Raw genomic sequence first — 15,989 nt, 5'->3', positions numbered from 1 at the left:
AGCGATCGAGCAGGGCTGAACGGAGCTTGCGCGGGCAGGCATCGCGGCTTTCCTCACGCCGCGAGCCACGCGACGACATCGCCGTTCCGCCGCTGCTCCATCGCGAGCCTCTGCGCGTTCTCCTCCACGACGTGCCAGGGCGCGCCTGCGACCGGCCTGCCGTGGACGGCGATGGGGGCCACGCGGCTCTTCAGGCGGATCACGGGCGCGGCATGGGCGTAGCCGGGATGCGGCCGTCCGAGGATCGCGTGGGCAATGGTCTCGGCTTGGCGGGCGATGGGCTCGATGAAGCGGCAGGGCCGCCCGTCGAGGCTGATACAATCGCCCAGGGCGAAGATGTCGGGCGCGCTGGTGCGCAGGGTCGTGGGATCGACCACGATGCCGTTCTCGAAGGCGAGGCCCGCGCCGCGCACGAGACGCGAGGGCGTCGCGAGACCGGTCGCGGCGATCACCGTCGCCGCCGTCAGACTCGTGCCGTCCGCCAGGGTGAGGGCGATCGCGCCGTCCGGCTGCCGCGCGAGGCCGCTCACGAGGCTGGCGCCCCGGTAGCGGATGCCGATCCCTTCGAGACCCGCCAGCAGGCGCCGCCCGGCCGCTTCCGGCAGGAGTTCGGGCAGCGGCAAGGCCTCGGCCGCGAGGAGCGTGACCGCATGACCCGCGCGGGCGAGATCCTCGGCCAGTTCGCACCCCACGAGTCCTGCACCGATCACCGCGACCGACCGGAGACCGCGCGCGAGTTCGCCATGGAGCGCGCTCCATGCGGCGAGGTCGTTCACCCGCCAACACAGGGCCGGATCGAGACAGACGGGCAGCGCCGGGCGTGCCCCGTGAGCGAGGACGAGGTGGGTGTAGGACAGGGTGCCCCGCGTCGTGCGCAGGGAATGCCGTTCCGGCGAGAGCCCGACGGCCACGGTCTCGGCCATCAGCCGCAGGCCGAGGCGCGCCGCCGCGTCCCGCCCCGTCTCGCGACGGAGCGCCTCGGGCGTCAGGCCGCGACTCAGCGCGATGGACAGTTCGGGCTTGTGGTACAGGCCGCCGTCGCAGGCCGTGACCAGCGTGATCGGAACCTGCGCATCCTCGGCGCGGATCGACTCCGCGACGCTCCATCCGCCGAGCCCACCGCCGACGATCACCACGCCCGGCCGACGCTGCGGCGCCGGGGACATCGCGGTCGGCGCGACCGCAGCCCGCCGCCGGTAGGGCTCGAAATCGGATTTCGTGACGCCGCAGATCGGGCAGGCCCAATCCTCGGGGATGTCGGCGAAGCGGGTGCCGGGGGGCAGGCCGCTGTCGGGATCGCCCTCGCCCTCATCGTAGATCAGGCCGCAGGCCCGGCAGAGGAATTGTTGCCAGGGGCCGAGGCCATCGGCCGGTTCCGGCGCGCTCATGCCCGCCCTCCCCCGGTCGCGGCGGGCAGCGTCTCGCGCGACAGCCGCGCCATCTCCCAACGCAGATGCTTGATCGCGGGGGTGACGATGGCGACGAAATGCGCCTCCCGGATCCGGCGCTGGGGGGCCGCCGACATCAGGTAGCCCCGCGCGCCCTGGTGCAGCAGCGCCGATTGCGAGGCGCGCAGCGACAGTTCGGCGACCTGCGCCCGGGCATCGAGGACATCGATCAGGTAATCGGTCGCGGTCTCGTAGGGCGTCCGCGCCAGCCGCATCACGCGCTCGCGCAGTTCGGCGAGTTCGGCCGCGATCGAGTCCGGCCGGTCGTCGAGGAACTGGTTGACGTGGCCTAGGGGCTCCTCGACCGCCAGCATGGACGTGAGGCTGCCCTCGCTCACACCGAGGCCCATGCCGCACTGAAGCAGGATGAAGGCGGCGCGGATGCGCCCGATGAAGGGCCGCGCCGGATCGGCGATGAGCTCGTCCTGGCCGACGAAGAGATCGTCCACCCGCACACCCCAGGTGCTGGTGCCCTCCATGCCTGAGAAATGCGGGCAGGGGCGCAACTCCACGCGGTCGCACGCCAGCAGGAACATGATCTCGTGGCTGATCGTGTCGCCGGGGCCTGTGACCCCCGCGATGGCGCCGCAATATTGGCCGGGCCCGATATGGCTGACCCAGGGCAGCATGCCGCTGACCCGGTAGCCGCCGGGGACGCGCCGGGCGCGAAGCAAGATCGGCTCGATCCCGGCGAAGGCCTTCATCGGGTTGGAGAGCGCCGTTCCGCCGAACGTCCGGCCCGCCACATGGGCGTCGAGCACGCCTCCCGTCAGAGCCGGGTTGCCCGATTGCTCGAGGTAGAGGCCGCAGACATCGTGGCACCACATCAGGAAGCCCGTGGCGCCGCAGGCCCGGCTCGCTGCCTGCATGGCGGCGAGCGACAGGCCGAAGCGCGCCCCGTGCCGGTCGAGATGGACGCCGAGCGCTCCGGCCGCGCCGAGCTGGCCGAGGATGTCGAGCGGGTAGGCCCCGCGGTCGATCTCGACCGCCGCCGCACTCAGCGGACCATCGGCGATGGCCTTCGTTCCGGCGAGGACGGCCGTATCGGACCAATCGGGAAGGGCCGGAGCGGCGTCCGGCACGTCATGATCCACCGCGCGGACAGCGAGGGCGCTCGACATCGTGCAGTCTCCTCAGGAAGCGGGGAAGCGGCGGGACGCTCTCTCGTCCCGCCACGGGTCTCAGGAGGCGAGGCCGATCGTGAAGGGGATCGGGTTGCGCATGGAGTTGGCCACCGGCGAGTAGAGGTTGGCGTGCTGCACGATGGCGTCGAGTTCCTCGCGGCTGGCGTCGCCCTCGATGGTCACGGCCACCCGGATTTCCTGGAAGCCCATATCGGCGGGCATCTTCTCGGCGCCCCCGGCGCCCCAGGCGGCCGGATTGCCGATATCGCCCTCGAGATGCAGTTCGAGGCGAGAGAGCCGCACCTGCTTCCACGTCGCGACGGCGGTGATGCCGACCGCAAGGCAGCCACCCAACGCCGAGAGCACGATCTCACCCGGTGCCGGGGCCGTGTTCTCACCGAACAGGTGCAGGGGCTCGTCCACCACGACCGGCTTGTGATCGCCGACATAGCTGAGGGTGCGGTACTGCCCCTCGACGACAGTGTGGACCTTGTTGGTGCCCCGTGAGCCCGGATTGTTCCGGCCCTTCTCCGCGAACTGCATCAGGCCGTCCCGGTCGATCGGGCGCAGATAGGTGGTGACGGTGGTGGGGGCGGCGCTGGCGCTCATGGCGGTGTTCTCTCCTTGCACGAGCCCCGCCGGGCCCGGCTCGGAAGGGGATTGGCAAGCCGGATGCCACTCCACAAGCACGAGGAAAATTTTTGAAAAAGCTTCCTATGACAGCGGTTTAGCGAGGAAAGGCTTTGCTGTTCGATGACGGCTGCGGGGGGTGATTGTCGCCACTTTGTCGACAATGTCGGTTTTGTCGGATTGCCCTCCGATTCTGACCGGGAGGCCGCTTCCGTCCCACCCTGCCCCTCCTTCGCCGCACCTCCGGCCTGACTGAAAAGGTCGGTGAGGCGCGTGACACCCTCGTCGTCCTTGCGAGCGTCAGCGAAGCAACCCACGGCAGCGAGACATTCCCGCGCGTGGCGGATCCCTGGATGGCTTCGCTCCGCTCTCGAAGACGGAGAGGTACCTGCGTCTTCGCAGTCAGGCTTAGAGATGAAGGCCGGGGCGCGAAGGCGAGATGCGACGCCCCCTCAAGGAGCAGCCTGAAGCTTCCGCCAGCGATACGAGAATTGCCGCTCGGTCAGTCCGAGCCTCTGCGCGGCGCGGGTCTTGTTGCCCCCGGCCTGAGTCAGGGCCATGCGGAGTTCCGCGTGGCCATGGGAGTCGGCGGGCATGTAAGGCCGCACGGTGGCGAGCGCGCGCAACGCCGCCGCCCGGTCCGGCGCTGGATAAGATGTTGCGGCGAAAGTGGGCGTCATGACCTGGGCGCCTTCGAGCATCGGCTGCACATCCTCGACGTCGAGCACGCCCTCGCTCGCCAGAAGGACGAGCCGCTCGATGAAGTTGGCGAGTTGGCGGATGTTGCCCGGCCAGGGCTGACGGGCGAGATGGGCCACGGCGGCCTGCGTCAGATGGACATTGCGTTGATTGCCCTGGTTCGCCTGCGTGAGGAAATGCAGGACCAGATCGGGAATGTCGCTGCGCCTGTCCGCGAGCGGCGGCAGGGTGATCGGCACGACGTTGAGCCGGTAGAACAGATCCTCCCGGAAGCGGCCATGGGCGACCTCGGCGGCGAGGTCCCGGTTCGTCGCCGCGACGAGGCGCATGTCGACGCGGATCTCGCGCTTGCCGCCGAGGCGCACGACGGTGCCCTCCTGCAAGGTCCGCAGGAGCTTGGTCTGGAGGATGGCGGGCATCTCGCCGATCTCATCGAGGAAGATCGTGCCGCCGCTCGCCTGCTCGAACCAGCCCGCCCGCGCCTCGACCGCGCCAGTGAAGGCCCCGCGTTCGTGCCCGAACAACTCGGATTCGAACAAGCTGTCGGGGATCGCCGCGCAATTCACCTTGATGAACGGCTTGTCCCGGCGCGGCCCCGCCAAGTGCAGCGCGCGGGCGAAGAGCTCCTTGCCGGTGCCGGACTCCCCGAGCAGCAACACGCTCGCCGTCGCATCCGCGACCTTCTCGACCTGCACCAGGGCGCGCAACAGGGCGGGCGAGGTGCCGATGATGCCGTAGCGGGCGCGCTTGATGCGCAGTTCCCGCGCCAGCATGTCGTTGTGCTCCTCGAGCGCCCGGGTCTTGCGCTCCACCCGCTCGTTGAGGGTCAGCAACTGGCTGACCATCGTGGCGATGATCCGCAGGATCGTGAGATCGTCCGAGAGCGCCCGCTCCCGATGCCGGATGCGGTGGCAGGCGATCGCCCCGACCGTCTTGTGCTCGACCCGGATCGGAAGAGCCAGGAACGACACGGCGCCGCGTGGGAGCTGCGCCCGCGCAACGGCCCGCCCGAGGAAGATCGGATCCTTGTCGATGTCCTGTACGATGATCAGGTGCCCGTCCTGGATGACCCGGCCGGTGATACCTTCCCCCGGCGCGTAGCGGCCGCGGGCCGCCTCCTCGCGGGTGAGACCGTAGGAATAGGCGATGCGATATCCCTCGCCGCCGGGATCCTTGAGGACGATGCGCCCCCGGTTCAGCCCGACGATCTCGGACAGGAGATGCAGCATCTCGCGGGCGATCTGATCGAGGCCGAGGCCCTTGCCGATCAGGTTCATCACCTCCTGGATGAGGAACATCTCCTGCGTGCGCCAATGCGCGGGCAAGGCCTGCTTGAGGGCGTGTCCATCCATTCCCGGCGCATCCCGGTTCGCTGATCGGCGTGCCGACAGCCTGCAAGCTTCGTGCAAATCCCGGCTGCGTCCGTTCGGCCGGTTGCCAGATCGGCGAGGCATTGTATAAAATCTACGAAGCTTTCAGAGGGTGCGATGGCGCTTGAGGATTCCACGACGTCTCCACCCGGCCGTCTGCGGCACAGGACCGTCTCGGCCGCCGTGGCGGATTCCCTGCGGCAGCGGATCCTGAACGGCGAGTTGGCGCCGGGCATCCAGCTTCGGCAGGACGCCCTGGCGGAGGAATTCGGCATCAGCCGTATCCCGATCCGGGAGGCCCTACTGCAACTCGAGGCCGGAGGCCTCGTGAAGATCGTGCCCCATCGCGGGGCCGTGGTCGCGGGCCTCTCGGTGGAGGAGGTCGAGGACATCTTCCAGCTTCGCCTGCAACTCGAACCGCCCCTGCTGGCCCTGTCCGCGCCGCGCTTCACCCGGGCGGATTACAAGGGTTTACGGGCCCTGACCGAGGAATACGGCGCCGCCCTCGAAGCGGGGCAGATCGAGCGCTGGGGCGAACTGAACCGGCGATTCCACCTGGACCTGCTGCGCCACGCGGCGCGGCCGCGCTCGCTGAGCATCATCTCCGGCCTGCTTCAGGATTGCGACCGGCCGACCCGCCTTCAACTCTCGGCCTCGGGTGATGTCGCCCGTGCTGACCGGGAGCACACCCAGATCGTCGCCCTGTGCGAGGCGGACAAGGTCGGCGAGGCCGCGGAGTTGCTGCACGCTCATATCGCGCACGCGGCGACCTCTCTCATCGAGATTTACCGTCGCGCCCACGCTGACTGAAAAACAGGGTTCGTCCCGCCCCTGAACCTGCTTGACGGTTCGCAGATTTTATACAATCTACAAAAACGAGATTCGGCAGGGGGCTTGCTGTGTCGGAGAACGCACTGGAGACAGAGGGGCTGACCAAGGCGTTCGGTGGTTTCACCGCCGTCCGGAGCGTCGACCTGAAAGTCCGCCGTCACACGATCCACGCGCTCATCGGCCCGAACGGCGCGGGCAAGACCACGTTCTTCAACCTGCTGACGAAGGTCCACACGCCGACCTCCGGCCGGATCGTCTACGAGGGCGCCGACATCACGGCCGAATCCTCGGCGGCGATCGCCCGGCGCGGCGTCGTCCGCTCGTTCCAGATCTCGGCGACCTTCCCGAACATGAGCGTGCGCGACAACGTCCGCGTGGCGCTCCAGCGGCGGCTCGGCACGCAGTACCAGTTCTGGCGCTCGGTGCGCTCGCTCTCGGCCCTCGACGCGGAGGCGATGGCGCTGCTCTCCGATGTCGGCCTCGCCGACTATGCGGAAACGAACGCGGCGGACCTGTCCTACGGCCGCAAGCGCACCCTGGAGATCGCGACGACGCTCGCCCTCAACCCGCCGATGCTGCTCCTCGACGAGCCGACGCAAGGCATGGCGATCGACGACGTGGACCGGATCAAGCGGCTGATCCGCCGGATCGCCAAGGGGCGGACGATCCTGATGGTCGAGCACAACATGTCGGTGGTGGCCGACCTCTGCGATGCGATCACGGTGCTTCAGCGGGGCGAAATCCTGGCCCAGGGCACCTACGCGCAGGTCTCGGCCGATCCTGCGGTGAAGGCCGCCTATCTCGGAGGCGGTCATGCCTGAGGCGGCCACCGTTCTGGACATCCGCGGCCTGGAAGCATGGTACGGCGAGAGCCACGTGCTGCACGGGATCGACCTCACCGTCCGCGAGGGCGAGTGCGTCACCCTGCTGGGGCGTAACGGCGCCGGGCGTAGCACGACGCTGAAGGCGATCCTCGGCCTCACCGACCGGCGCGCCGGATCGGTGAAGGTCCAGGGTCAGGAGACGATCCGGCTCAGCACGCACAAGGTCGCCCGGCTCGGCCTCGGCTACTGCCCGGAGGAGCGCGGCATCTACCGCACCCTCACCACGCAGGAGAACCTGACCCTGCTGCCCCGGCTCGGGCCGGGCGGGATGAGCGTGGACGAGGTGCTGGCGATGTTCCCGAACCTCGCCGAGCGGGCCGACAGCTACGGCGGGCGCCTCTCCGGCGGCGAGCAGCAGATGCTGGCGCTCGGCCGCATCCTGACGACGGGGGCCCGCATCCTGCTCCTCGACGAGATCACGGAAGGGCTCGCCCCGGTGATCGTCGAGGCCCTGGGCCGGGCGGTGGCGCTCCTCAAGAGCCGGGGCTTCACCATCGTGCTCGTCGAACAGAACTTCCACTTCGCCCGGCATCTCGCCGACCGCCATTACGTGATCGAGCACGGCCATGTCGCCGCCGAGATCGCGGCGGCCGAGGTCGATGCCCGCGAGGCGGAGGTCGGGCGCCTGCTGGGCGTCTGACGCAACCAACCGCCGCGCTCCCCTGCGGGGGGCCGGCATAGGATCCACGCGGGGCCCGCGCAGCGGGGCGAAGGGGAGAAGGACCATGCGGTCGCGGTTCATCGGTTCACTGCTCGGCGCGTCGCTCGCGTCCCTGACCCTCCCGGCGCTCGCTGCCGACAAGGTCAGCGACGGCGTCGTCAAGATCGGCATCCTCAACGACCTGTCGGGCATCTATTCCGATTTCACCGGGCGCGGCTCGGCGGTGGCGGCCCAGATCGCCATCGACGAGATGGGCGGCAAGGTGCTGGGCGCGCCGGTCGAACTCGTCGCGGCCGACCACCAGAACAAGCCGGACATCGCGGCCAACCTGGCCCGGGAATGGTTCGACCAGGGCAAGGTCGACATGATCGCCGACTTCCCGACCTCCTCGACGGCGCTCGCCGTGATGGAGATCGCCAAGCAGAAGAACCGGGTGACGATGCTCTCGGCGGGCGTCGCCATGGCGGCGATCAACGAAAAATGCTCGCCCCTCAACGCGCAGTGGATGGTCAATACCTACGCGCTCGCCGCGGGCACCGCGAAGGCGCTCCTGAAGACCGGGCGCAAGAGCTGGTACTTCGTCACCGCCGACTACACCTTCGGGCATTCGCTGGAGAAGGACGCCTCCGCGGTCGTCGAGGCCGAGGGCGGCAAGGTGCTCGGCGTTTCCCGCCACCCCTTCCCCGGCGGCGACTTCTCGTCCTTCATGCTCAAGGCCCAGGCGAGCGGCGCCCAGGTGATCGCGCTCGCCAATGCGGGCAGCGACACGATCAACGCCGTGAAGCAGGCCGCCGAATACGGCATCGGCCGCAGCGACAAGCAGGTCATCGCCCCGCTCCTCACCTACATCACCGACGTGAAGAGCCTCGGCCTCGCCAAGGCCCAGGACATGTACCTGACGGAAGCCTTCTATTGGGATTACGATGACCGCTCCCGCGCCTTCGCGGAGAAGTACTTCGCCAAGATGAAGCGGATGCCGAGCGCGTCGCAGGCGGCGGTGTACTCGGCGGCGCTGAACTACCTCAATGCGATCGAAGCGGCGGGCACCGACGAGGCGGGCGCCGTGATGGCCAAGCTGCGCACGATGACGATCGACGATGCGGTGATCCGCAACGGCCACCTGCGCGCCGACGGCGCCCTGGTGCACGACATGCTGCTCCTGCAGGTGAAGAAGCCCGCCGAGTCCAAGCGCGACTGGGACTTCTACAACGTCCGCGCCGTGCTGAAGGGCGAGGACGTGTTCCCCAAGCCGTCCGACGCCTGTCCGCTCAACGCGAAGGGCTGAGCCCGCCCGTCCCTCCCCCCTCCGTGGGGGAGGGACGGCGCTTCAGCCGCGCAGCCCGCCCCGCTCTCCCGCCGGTGACCCCACAATGGACATCACCCTTCAGGCCTTCATGGCCCAGCTCACCATCGGCCTCATCGGCGGCTGCTTCTACGCCATGCTGAGCATGGGCCTCGCCATCATCTTCGGCCTGCTGAACATCATCAACTTCACCCACGGGGCGCAGTTCATGATGGCGGCGTTCCTGGCCTGGATCGGGATGACGCAGATCGGCCCCTGGCTCGGCTACCCGGATTTTCAGGTGAACTTCTGGTTCGCGCTGGTGCTGGCACCGGTCCTCGTCGCGATCTTCGGGATGGCGATCGAGCGGACGCTCCTGCGGCGGCTCTACCATCTCGACCACCTCTACGGCCTGCTCCTCACCTTCGGCGTCGCCCTCGTGATGGAAGGCGGCTTCCGCTACGCCTTCGGCGTGTCCGGCCAGGGCTACGAGCCGCCGGAGATCCTTCAGGGACCGGTCGATGTCGGCTTCATGCTGCTCCCGAAATACCGCGTCTTCGTGGTCGTCGCCTCGCTGCTGATCTGCTTCGGCACGTGGTACCTGTTCGAGCGCACCAAACTCGGCGCCTATCTCCGTGCGGGCACCGAGAATCCCCGCCTGCTCCAATCCTTCGGCATCAACGTGCCGGTGATGATCACCCTGACCTACGGGTTCGGCGTGGCACTCGCCGGGATCGCCGGGGTGCTCGCCGCGCCGATCATGCAGGTGACGCCGCTGATGGGCGGCAACCTCCTCAACATCGTCTTCGCCGTGGTGGTGATCGGCGGCCTCGGCTCGATCCTCGGCTCGATGATGACCGGGCTCGCCCTCGGCCTGATCGAGGGCCTGACCAAGGTGATCTACCCGGAGGCCTCGACGGTGGTGGTCTTCGTCATCATGGCGCTCGCCCTGCTGGTGCGCCCCGCCGGCCTGTTCGGCCGCGAAGTCTGAGGGGGACAGCGCCATGTCGACGACCTTCAAGATTGTCCTGGTGCTGCTGGCAGCGGCGCTCGTGGTCCCCTTCGTACCCGGGCTCATCTATCCGGTCTTCGTGATGAAGGTGATGTGCTACGGCCTGTTCGCCTGCGCCTTCAATCTGCTGCTCGGCTTTACCGGCCTCGTCTCCTTCGCCCATGCCGCCTTCCTGGGTAGCGCGGGCTACGTGACCGGCGCCCTGATGATCCGCTTCGGCGCCCACCCGCTCGGGATGCCCGTGGCCTTCGTGGCCGGGGTCGCGGCGGCGGCTCTGGTCGGCCTCGCCATCGGCGGCCTCGCGATCCGGCGGAAGGGCATCTATTTCGCGATGATCACCCTCGCCCTGTCGCAGATCGTCTACTTCCTCGCGGTGCAGTTCCGCTGGACCGGCGGCGAGGACGGGCTCCAGGGCATCCCGCGCGGCAGCCTGTTCGGGCTCGACCTGACCTCCGACACGACGATGTACTACGTGACGCTGGCGCTGTTCGCGGCGGGCTTCCTGTTCATCGACCGGGTGGTGCACTCGCCCTTCGGTCAGTTGCTTCAGGCGGTGCGCGACAACGAGCCGAGGGCGATCTCGCTCGGCTACGATTCCGGGCGCTTCAAGCTCCTGGCCTTCGTGCTCTCGGCGGCGGTGGCGGGCTATGCGGGCTCCATGAAGGCCCTGGTGTTCCAGTTGGTCTCCCTCAACGACGTCTCGCTTCACACCTCGACCGAGGTGGTGCTGATGACGCTGCTCGGCGGCGTCGGCACGATCTTCGGCCCCCTGGTCGGGGCGGCTCTGGTCGTCGGCCTCCAGAACTACCTCGCCACCATCGGTGATCTCGTCACCGTGGTGATCGGGCTGATCTTCATCGTCTGCGTCTCCTTCTTCCGGCGGGGCGTGGTGGGCGAGTTCCTCCACCTGCGCCGCCGCCGGTCCGAGCGGGAGCGCCGCCGCCCGGCCTCCCGCCCGGAGCCGGAGGGAGCCCCGGCCGCCGAGGCGGCCTGACGCCATCACGAATTCCCGCGCCCGATCACCGGGCCCGGGGAAATTCGCCGCCACGCCGCCGACCGGCCGCGTGCGCGAAGCGGAGTCGCGCGTCCCAGACGGACGCAAGGTTCAAGCAACCGGAAGGACGATTAGCCATGTGGACCGGAGTCATCCCCGCCGTCACGACCAAGTTCAAGGAAGACGGCAGCCTCGATCACGCCGAGATGGAGCGCTGCTTCGGCCTGCAGATGGATGCGGGCTGTGACGGCATCATCGTGTGCGGTTCACTGGGCGAGGGGCCGATGCTCTCTCAGGACGAGCGCATCGAGGTGCTGAAGCGCGCGCAGTCGGTCACGAAGGGCAAGCCGACCCTCATGACCGTCTCCGAAGCCGGCACCCGCGAGGCCTGCGAGTTGGCCGCCAAGGCCGCGAAGGCCGGCGCCACCGGCCTGATGGTCGTGCCCAGCCCGATCTACCACACCAACCCGGCCGAGACGGTCGAGACGCTGCGCGCCGTCGCCGCCGCCGGCGATCTGCCGGTGATGATCTACTCCAACCGCATCGCCTACCGCGTCGACGTCACTCCCGAGATCATGGAGGAGCTCGCCCCGGACAGCCGCTTCGTGGCGATCAAGGAATCGTCCGACGACATCCGCCGCACCACTGAGATCATCAACCGTCTCGGCGACCGCTACGCGGTGCTGACCGGCGTCGACAACCTTGCCTTCGAGGCGCTGACCGTCGGCGCCTGCGGCTGGGTCGCGGGCCTTGTCGTCGCCTTCCCCGAGGAGACGGTGGCGATCTACCGGCTGGTGAAGGCAGGTCGCTACGACGAGGCGCTGAAGATCTACCGCTGGTTCCGCCCGCTCCTCGACCTCGATGTCTCGACCTACCTCGTGCAGAACATCAAGCTCGCCGAGGCCCTTGCCATCGGTTCGACCGAGCATGTGCGCGCCCCACGCAAGCCGCTCTCCGGCGCTCGCCGGGCGGAGGTCGAGGCCATCGTGCGCAAGGCGATCGAAGCCCGCGCGGCCCTTCCGCTCGCAGCCTAAGCCCCCAGCATCCGGCTCGCCCGCGAGAGATCGCGGGCGAGCCGCCTTCAGACACGTGACTAAATTTAGTGCATTCGCCGGATAAGCAACCAATAGTCTTTTGTTGAAAGCAACTTGCTGTCTTTCGCAAGCACGCCGTGCGCCGCAACATGTGGATACATGGTTTCCACGGAACTATCCGGCACTATGTAAACTGCGTAGGCTCCTCGCTCTGGAAGCGGGCGCAGGCCGGGGACGCGGATGTGATTTTCATTGTTGTTGCCGTGATGGGACTGATCGCAGCACGCTGGCTCGGCTGGTTCAGCCTCGTCATCGTCTCAACCGCGCTCGCGGTCGCAGTCGGAATCGAAGGGGCCGTCGAGTCCCGATCCTTCTTCAAGGTTCTCAAGCGCGGCTTCGAGATCAACGCGACGTTCCAAGGCGCCTTCCTCGCACAGTCCCTTTTGCCGCTCTGGCCCCTCGATTTTCTGGGACGATCCGACAGGTAGCAACGTCCCCATCGCGAGACGCTATGCAACTTAAGCGATCATTAATGTTGAAGATCGTCCAGAGGGTGAGTTTACCGCACTGCGAAACAGTCTGTTCATCAAGACGCCAGATATCTTGGCTGTAAAACACTCAATCCCTGAAACTGTTGCGACGCACAGAGCTTGGCGTTAACTAATCGTTAACGAATGTTTCATAGCGTTGCTTCGTGGATGATCGGGACGGCCTGATCCCATGGATCGGGCGGGGCTCCGATGATCGTCTTAGTGGCAACGGCACTCGGTAGCGGCATCGTCACAGCTGTCACCCTCGCCCCGATGAGCAAGCTCGCCGCCTTGATCGTCACGCCGCTGGTGGCCAGCCTTGCCACTGTGCTGGCAGGCGCCGCGCTCGCCTATCGCCGCACCGCGTACGACGACTCGCTCCTGGCGCTGGATGCCCAGACCGACGCGATGGTGGCGACCCTGAAGTCCGTCTCGGGCCAAGCCCCCTCCTCTGCCCCTGCACGCAGGACCGAGGCGGCCTGAAGCCGTCAGGCCAGATACGGCTCTAGGAATCCTGGACGAGCCGGTCCAGGCGCATCCGCGTGATGGCGGTGATCTCGTCGAGGGCCGTCGCTTCTTCCGCGTCGCGCTCGTTCTGGAGCCGTTGCTTGAACAGCACGAGGATCTCCCGGAGATCGCGACCGCGCACGGCGACGATGAAGGGAAAGCCGAAGCGGTCTCGGTAGGCGGCGTTCAACTGGTCGAAAGCCTCGGCGTCCGCGTCGGACAGGCGGTCGAGACCCGCGCTGCCCTGCTCCTGCGATGAATCCGCCGTCATCGCCTTGGCCCTGGCCTCGGGGCCTGCCAATTCCGGGTGCCCGTTGAGGAAGGCGATACGCGTCTCGGCCGGGGCTTCGCGGACGGCGGCCATCATGGCGGCGTGCAGGTCGTGCACCGTTCCGAAGGGCTTCTTGGCATAGGCCGCCTCCGCCACCCAGGCGGCGTGCTCGAACACGCCTCCGAGAAGGGTCACGAAGGCGTCCCGATCGAGGCCGTTGATCTGATGGAGATCGGGCATTCCGCGTCAGCTTCCGCGATAGGTGGTGAAGCTCGACGGGGCGCAGAGCATGGGCACATGGTAGTGCTGCTTGGCGTCGAAGACCGAGAAGCGGACCACCGGGTTGTCGATGAAGATGTCGGCCTCGTTGGTGCCAGGGCGTGCCTTGAAATACGGCTCGACGTGGAATTCCAGCTGATACTGGCCCGTGGCCGCCTTGTCGGCGGGCAGGATCGGCCCGTCAGTGCGCCCATCGGCATTGGTGACGACACTCTTCACGAGGCGCCACTGATCATTCTCCCACACCGAGAAATCGATGCGGACTCCCGCGGCGGGGCGCCCGCGGTCGGTGTCGAGGACGTGTGTCGTGATGCCGGCCATGTCGGATCTCCTGATTGTAGGGTGCGAAGACCGGCGCGTCAGCTGCCGCGATAGTAGGAATAGCCCCAGGGCGTGAACAGCACCGGCAGATGGTAGCGCTGGCTGGCATCGCGGATCTGGAAGCGGATCGGCACGAGGCTGAGGAAGTTCGGCTTCGGCAGAGTGACGCCGAGTTTCGCGAAGTAATCCTCGAAATGCATCACCAGCTCGTAGCGGCCGGGCTTGAAGGCCTCATCGACGAGGAGCGGTTCGGCGGTGCGCCCGGTGGGGGCCGTGGTGACGGTCTTGATCGGCTTGTAGCCCTGCCCGTCATGCACGGAGAGGTCACAGACCATGCCCGCGCCGGGCGTGCCGTGGAAGTTGTCGATGGCGTGGAGCGTCAGGCGCGGCGAGAGACCGGCCTGGGAGACCGGCGCCGTGGTCAGGGTTCCGGGCTTCGTCGGCGCCTCCGCCGGTTTGGGCGTGCCCTGCGCCCATGCGCGGCCAGTGGAACCGGCCGCAACGGCGCCGACGCCGGTCCCGACGAGGCACCGCCGCGTGAGGGCAAATCGATCGGAGGGGTCCAAGGCACGTATCTCCGCAAAGAGGGGGGATCGGTGAGAATGCCGGTGCAAATCGGATGCCCGGATCAGGCCGGCTCATGCGCCGCGCGGGCCCGCGCGCGATGCTCCATGGCGGCGTTGGCCCGCGGGACGAAGGCGAGGATCAGCACGAGCGCCAGAGCCTCGACCCCCGCCACGAGCCACAGGCCGGTGGCAGGCGATCCGGTGTGCTCGCGCAGGTAGCCCATCACCGTCGGGGCGCCGAACCCCGCGAGGTTGGCCACCGAGTTGATGAGCGCGATGCCCGCCGCCGCCGCCGAGCCCGCGAGGAAGCGGCCGGGGATCTGCCAGAAGACCGGGATCGCGCTCATGGTCCCCACGATCGCCACCGCGAGGGTGACCATGGCGAGCAGCGGTGCGCTCGCAATGAGGAAGCCGGTGAGCGCGATGGCGAGCGCTCCCACGAAGGCCGACGCACCGCAATGCAGCCGGGCCTCGCCCGTGCGGTCCGAGTGACGCCCGTTGAAGATCATTCCCGCGCCGCCGCACAGATAGGCCGCCGACATGATCCAGCCGACCGTGAGTGGATCGGTGAAGCCCGCATCGCGCACCACGCTCGGGCCGTAGAAGGTCAGGGCCGAGTTCGCCGTGATGATGCAGAAGAAGATCGCGATGCATTGCCAGACGCGGGCATCCTTCAGCGAAGCGAGGATGCGATGCTCGCGGTGGCCGAGAGCCGCCGCGTCGCGGGCGAGGTCGGCCGCCACCAGCGCCTTCTGCTCCGCCGTCAGCCAGCCCGCCTTGGACGGGCGGTCGGTGAGGTAGAAGAGCGTGACGAGGCCCGCGAGGATCGAGGGGATGCCCTCCAGCAGGAACACCCATTGCCAGCCGGACCAGCCGTTCACCCCGTGCATCCCGGACATGATCGCCCCGGCCAGCGGGCCGCCGATGACGCCCGCGAGCGCCGAGGCCGACATGAACAGGCCGAACACCTTGGCGCGCCGCTCGCTCGGGTACCAATAGGTCAAAAACAGGATGACGCCGGGATAGAAGCCGGCCTCGAACACGCCGAGCAGGAAGCGCAAGACGTAGAAGAACAAAGGCGTTGTGACGAACATCATCGCCACGCAGCAGATGCCCCAGAGGAACGTGATCCGCGCGATGGTCTTGCGGGCGCCGATATATTCCAGAAGCAGATTGCTCGGCACTTCGCACAAGAAATAGCCGATGAAGAAGATGCCCGCGCCGATTCCGTAGACGGTCTCACTGAACCGTAGCTCGGAGAGCATCTGAAGTTTGGCGAAACCGATATTCACCCTGTCGATCCAGGACAGGACCCAAAGGAACATCAGGAACGGCAGCAATCGCCACGTGATGCGCCGGTACGTCTCGTCGAGAGCCGTCGAGCCTATCGTACCCGATGACTGCGCAGCGCCTTGACCCTCGCTCGTCATGACTGGCCTCGATGCTCGCGACCGGCTCATCCGTGGCCGACATCGGCACGAACGGGACGGATGCATTGAATCACCCGTGTCCCGATGCAGATCGTATGCCTATCCCGAGCGCTCTG

At 67.7% G+C, this 15,989-nt stretch carries 17 protein-coding genes; 9 read left to right on the top strand and 8 right to left on the bottom strand.

Annotated features, from left to right (window positions below; translation table 11 throughout):
• Positions 1 to 53: 53 nt before the first annotated feature.
• From J4O73_RS08330 to J4O73_RS08315, 4 genes are all read right to left on the bottom strand, one after another.
• The gene (locus tag J4O73_RS08330) at positions 54 to 1,388 is read right to left on the bottom strand and encodes an FAD-dependent oxidoreductase (RefSeq protein ID WP_426216349.1); all 1,335 of its coding nucleotides are present in this window, start codon (positions 1,386 to 1,388) and stop codon (positions 54 to 56) included.
• The gene (locus tag J4O73_RS08325; protein ID WP_426216347.1) at positions 1,385 to 2,569 is read right to left on the bottom strand and encodes an acyl-CoA dehydrogenase; all 1,185 of its coding nucleotides are present in this window, start codon (positions 2,567 to 2,569) and stop codon (positions 1,385 to 1,387) included. Before J4O73_RS08325 ends, J4O73_RS08330 begins: the two co-directional genes overlap by 4 nt.
• 60 nt (positions 2,570 to 2,629) lie before the next feature.
• Positions 2,630 to 3,181: an OsmC family protein gene (locus J4O73_RS08320; RefSeq protein WP_426216345.1), complete on the bottom strand. Its 552-nt coding sequence runs from the start codon at positions 3,179 to 3,181 to the stop codon at positions 2,630 to 2,632.
• Positions 3,182 to 3,654: 473 nt separating this feature from the next.
• Positions 3,655 to 5,253 carry a sigma 54-interacting transcriptional regulator gene (locus J4O73_RS08315; RefSeq protein ID WP_426216343.1) on the bottom strand — a complete coding sequence of 533 codons (1,599 nt, stop codon included), beginning with the start codon at positions 5,251 to 5,253 and terminating at the stop codon, positions 3,655 to 3,657.
• A gap of 135 nt (positions 5,254 to 5,388) precedes the next feature.
• Between J4O73_RS08315 and J4O73_RS08310 the strand changes: the two genes are divergently transcribed.
• The 9 genes from J4O73_RS08310 (at position 5,389) to J4O73_RS08270 (ending at position 12,982) form a co-directional block, all read left to right on the top strand.
• The gene (locus tag J4O73_RS08310) at positions 5,389 to 6,081 is read left to right on the top strand and encodes a GntR family transcriptional regulator (RefSeq protein ID WP_426216341.1); all 693 of its coding nucleotides are present in this window, start codon (positions 5,389 to 5,391) and stop codon (positions 6,079 to 6,081) included.
• Between the two features lie 89 nt (positions 6,082 to 6,170).
• Positions 6,171 to 6,923: an ABC transporter ATP-binding protein gene (locus J4O73_RS08305; RefSeq protein ID WP_426216339.1), complete on the top strand. Its 753-nt coding sequence runs from the start codon at positions 6,171 to 6,173 to the stop codon at positions 6,921 to 6,923.
• Positions 6,916 to 7,626, top strand: coding sequence for an ABC transporter ATP-binding protein (locus J4O73_RS08300; RefSeq protein ID WP_426216337.1), 711 nt, complete (start codon positions 6,916 to 6,918; stop codon positions 7,624 to 7,626). Before J4O73_RS08305 ends, J4O73_RS08300 begins: the two co-directional genes overlap by 8 nt.
• An 85-nt stretch (positions 7,627 to 7,711) precedes the next feature.
• Positions 7,712 to 8,932, top strand: coding sequence for an ABC transporter substrate-binding protein (locus J4O73_RS08295; RefSeq protein ID WP_426216336.1), 1,221 nt, complete (start codon positions 7,712 to 7,714; stop codon positions 8,930 to 8,932).
• A gap of 85 nt (positions 8,933 to 9,017) precedes the next feature.
• Positions 9,018 to 9,920, top strand: a complete 903-nt coding sequence (locus J4O73_RS08290; RefSeq protein WP_426216334.1) for a branched-chain amino acid ABC transporter permease — start codon at positions 9,018 to 9,020, stop codon at positions 9,918 to 9,920.
• Between the two features lie 13 nt (positions 9,921 to 9,933).
• Positions 9,934 to 10,935 carry a branched-chain amino acid ABC transporter permease gene (locus J4O73_RS08285; protein WP_426216332.1) on the top strand — a complete coding sequence of 334 codons (1,002 nt, stop codon included), beginning with the start codon at positions 9,934 to 9,936 and terminating at the stop codon, positions 10,933 to 10,935.
• Positions 10,936 to 11,072: 137 nt separating this feature from the next.
• Positions 11,073 to 11,969: a dihydrodipicolinate synthase family protein gene (locus J4O73_RS08280; RefSeq protein WP_426216330.1), complete on the top strand. Its 897-nt coding sequence runs from the start codon at positions 11,073 to 11,075 to the stop codon at positions 11,967 to 11,969.
• Between the two features lie 137 nt (positions 11,970 to 12,106).
• Positions 12,107 to 12,457, top strand: a complete 351-nt coding sequence (locus J4O73_RS08275) for a hypothetical protein (RefSeq protein ID WP_426216329.1) — start codon at positions 12,107 to 12,109, stop codon at positions 12,455 to 12,457.
• A gap of 252 nt (positions 12,458 to 12,709) precedes the next feature.
• Positions 12,710 to 12,982 (top strand): hypothetical protein, encoded by a 273-nt coding sequence (locus J4O73_RS08270; RefSeq protein WP_426216327.1) that lies wholly within the window; start codon positions 12,710 to 12,712, stop codon positions 12,980 to 12,982.
• Between the two features lie 22 nt (positions 12,983 to 13,004).
• On the opposite strand, the gene uraD is transcribed toward J4O73_RS08270, so the two are convergent.
• The 4 genes from uraD to J4O73_RS08250 all read right to left on the bottom strand — a co-directional run bounded on the left by uraD (position 13,005) and on the right by J4O73_RS08250 (position 15,873).
• Positions 13,005 to 13,517, bottom strand: coding sequence for a 2-oxo-4-hydroxy-4-carboxy-5-ureidoimidazoline decarboxylase (gene uraD / locus J4O73_RS08265; RefSeq protein ID WP_426216325.1), 513 nt, complete (start codon positions 13,515 to 13,517; stop codon positions 13,005 to 13,007).
• A gap of 6 nt (positions 13,518 to 13,523) precedes the next feature.
• Complete coding sequence (gene uraH, locus J4O73_RS08260) at positions 13,524 to 13,877, bottom strand: hydroxyisourate hydrolase (RefSeq protein ID WP_426216323.1); 354 nt, start codon at positions 13,875 to 13,877, stop codon at positions 13,524 to 13,526.
• Positions 13,878 to 13,915: 38 nt separating this feature from the next.
• Positions 13,916 to 14,443, bottom strand: a complete 528-nt coding sequence (gene uraH / locus J4O73_RS08255; RefSeq protein ID WP_426216321.1) for a hydroxyisourate hydrolase — start codon at positions 14,441 to 14,443, stop codon at positions 13,916 to 13,918.
• A gap of 62 nt (positions 14,444 to 14,505) precedes the next feature.
• Entirely contained in the window at positions 14,506 to 15,873 is a 1,368-nt protein-coding gene (locus tag J4O73_RS08250) for an MFS transporter (RefSeq protein WP_426216319.1), read from the bottom strand.
• Between the last annotated feature and the right edge of the window lie 116 nt (positions 15,874 to 15,989).

The sequence above is a fragment of the Methylobacterium sp. NFXW15 genome (assembly GCF_049887755.1).
In the GTDB taxonomy this organism is placed as follows: Bacteria; Pseudomonadota; Alphaproteobacteria; order Rhizobiales; family Beijerinckiaceae; genus Methylobacterium.
The sequence above is the reverse complement of the archived record's forward strand: the minus strand, read 5'-3'. Positions and strand labels throughout refer to the sequence as shown.

Excerpts from the sequence above, each read along its gene's own strand:
- J4O73_RS08330 (WP_426216349.1), bottom strand. The coding sequence starts at position 1,388 with ATGAGCGCGCCGGAACCGGCCGATGGCCTCGGCCCCTGGCAACAATTC.
- J4O73_RS08325 (WP_426216347.1), bottom strand. The coding sequence starts at position 2,569 with ATGTCGAGCGCCCTCGCTGTCCGCGCGGTGGATCATGACGTGCCGGAC.
- J4O73_RS08320 (WP_426216345.1), bottom strand. The coding sequence starts at position 3,181 with ATGAGCGCCAGCGCCGCCCCCACCACCGTCACCACCTATCTGCGCCCG.
- J4O73_RS08315 (WP_426216343.1), bottom strand. The coding sequence starts at position 5,253 with ATGGATGGACACGCCCTCAAGCAGGCCTTGCCCGCGCATTGGCGCACG.
- J4O73_RS08310 (WP_426216341.1), top strand. The coding sequence starts at position 5,389 with ATGGCGCTTGAGGATTCCACGACGTCTCCACCCGGCCGTCTGCGGCAC.
- J4O73_RS08300 (WP_426216337.1), top strand. The coding sequence starts at position 6,916 with ATGCCTGAGGCGGCCACCGTTCTGGACATCCGCGGCCTGGAAGCATGG.
- J4O73_RS08295 (WP_426216336.1), top strand. The coding sequence starts at position 7,712 with ATGCGGTCGCGGTTCATCGGTTCACTGCTCGGCGCGTCGCTCGCGTCC.
- J4O73_RS08290 (WP_426216334.1), top strand. The coding sequence starts at position 9,018 with ATGGACATCACCCTTCAGGCCTTCATGGCCCAGCTCACCATCGGCCTC.
- J4O73_RS08285 (WP_426216332.1), top strand. The coding sequence starts at position 9,934 with ATGTCGACGACCTTCAAGATTGTCCTGGTGCTGCTGGCAGCGGCGCTC.
- J4O73_RS08280 (WP_426216330.1), top strand. The coding sequence starts at position 11,073 with ATGTGGACCGGAGTCATCCCCGCCGTCACGACCAAGTTCAAGGAAGAC.
- J4O73_RS08270 (WP_426216327.1), top strand. The coding sequence starts at position 12,710 with ATGATCGTCTTAGTGGCAACGGCACTCGGTAGCGGCATCGTCACAGCT.
- uraD (WP_426216325.1), bottom strand. The coding sequence starts at position 13,517 with ATGCCCGATCTCCATCAGATCAACGGCCTCGATCGGGACGCCTTCGTG.
- uraH (WP_426216323.1), bottom strand. The coding sequence starts at position 13,877 with ATGGCCGGCATCACGACACACGTCCTCGACACCGACCGCGGGCGCCCC.
- J4O73_RS08250 (WP_426216319.1), bottom strand. The coding sequence starts at position 15,873 with ATGACGAGCGAGGGTCAAGGCGCTGCGCAGTCATCGGGTACGATAGGC.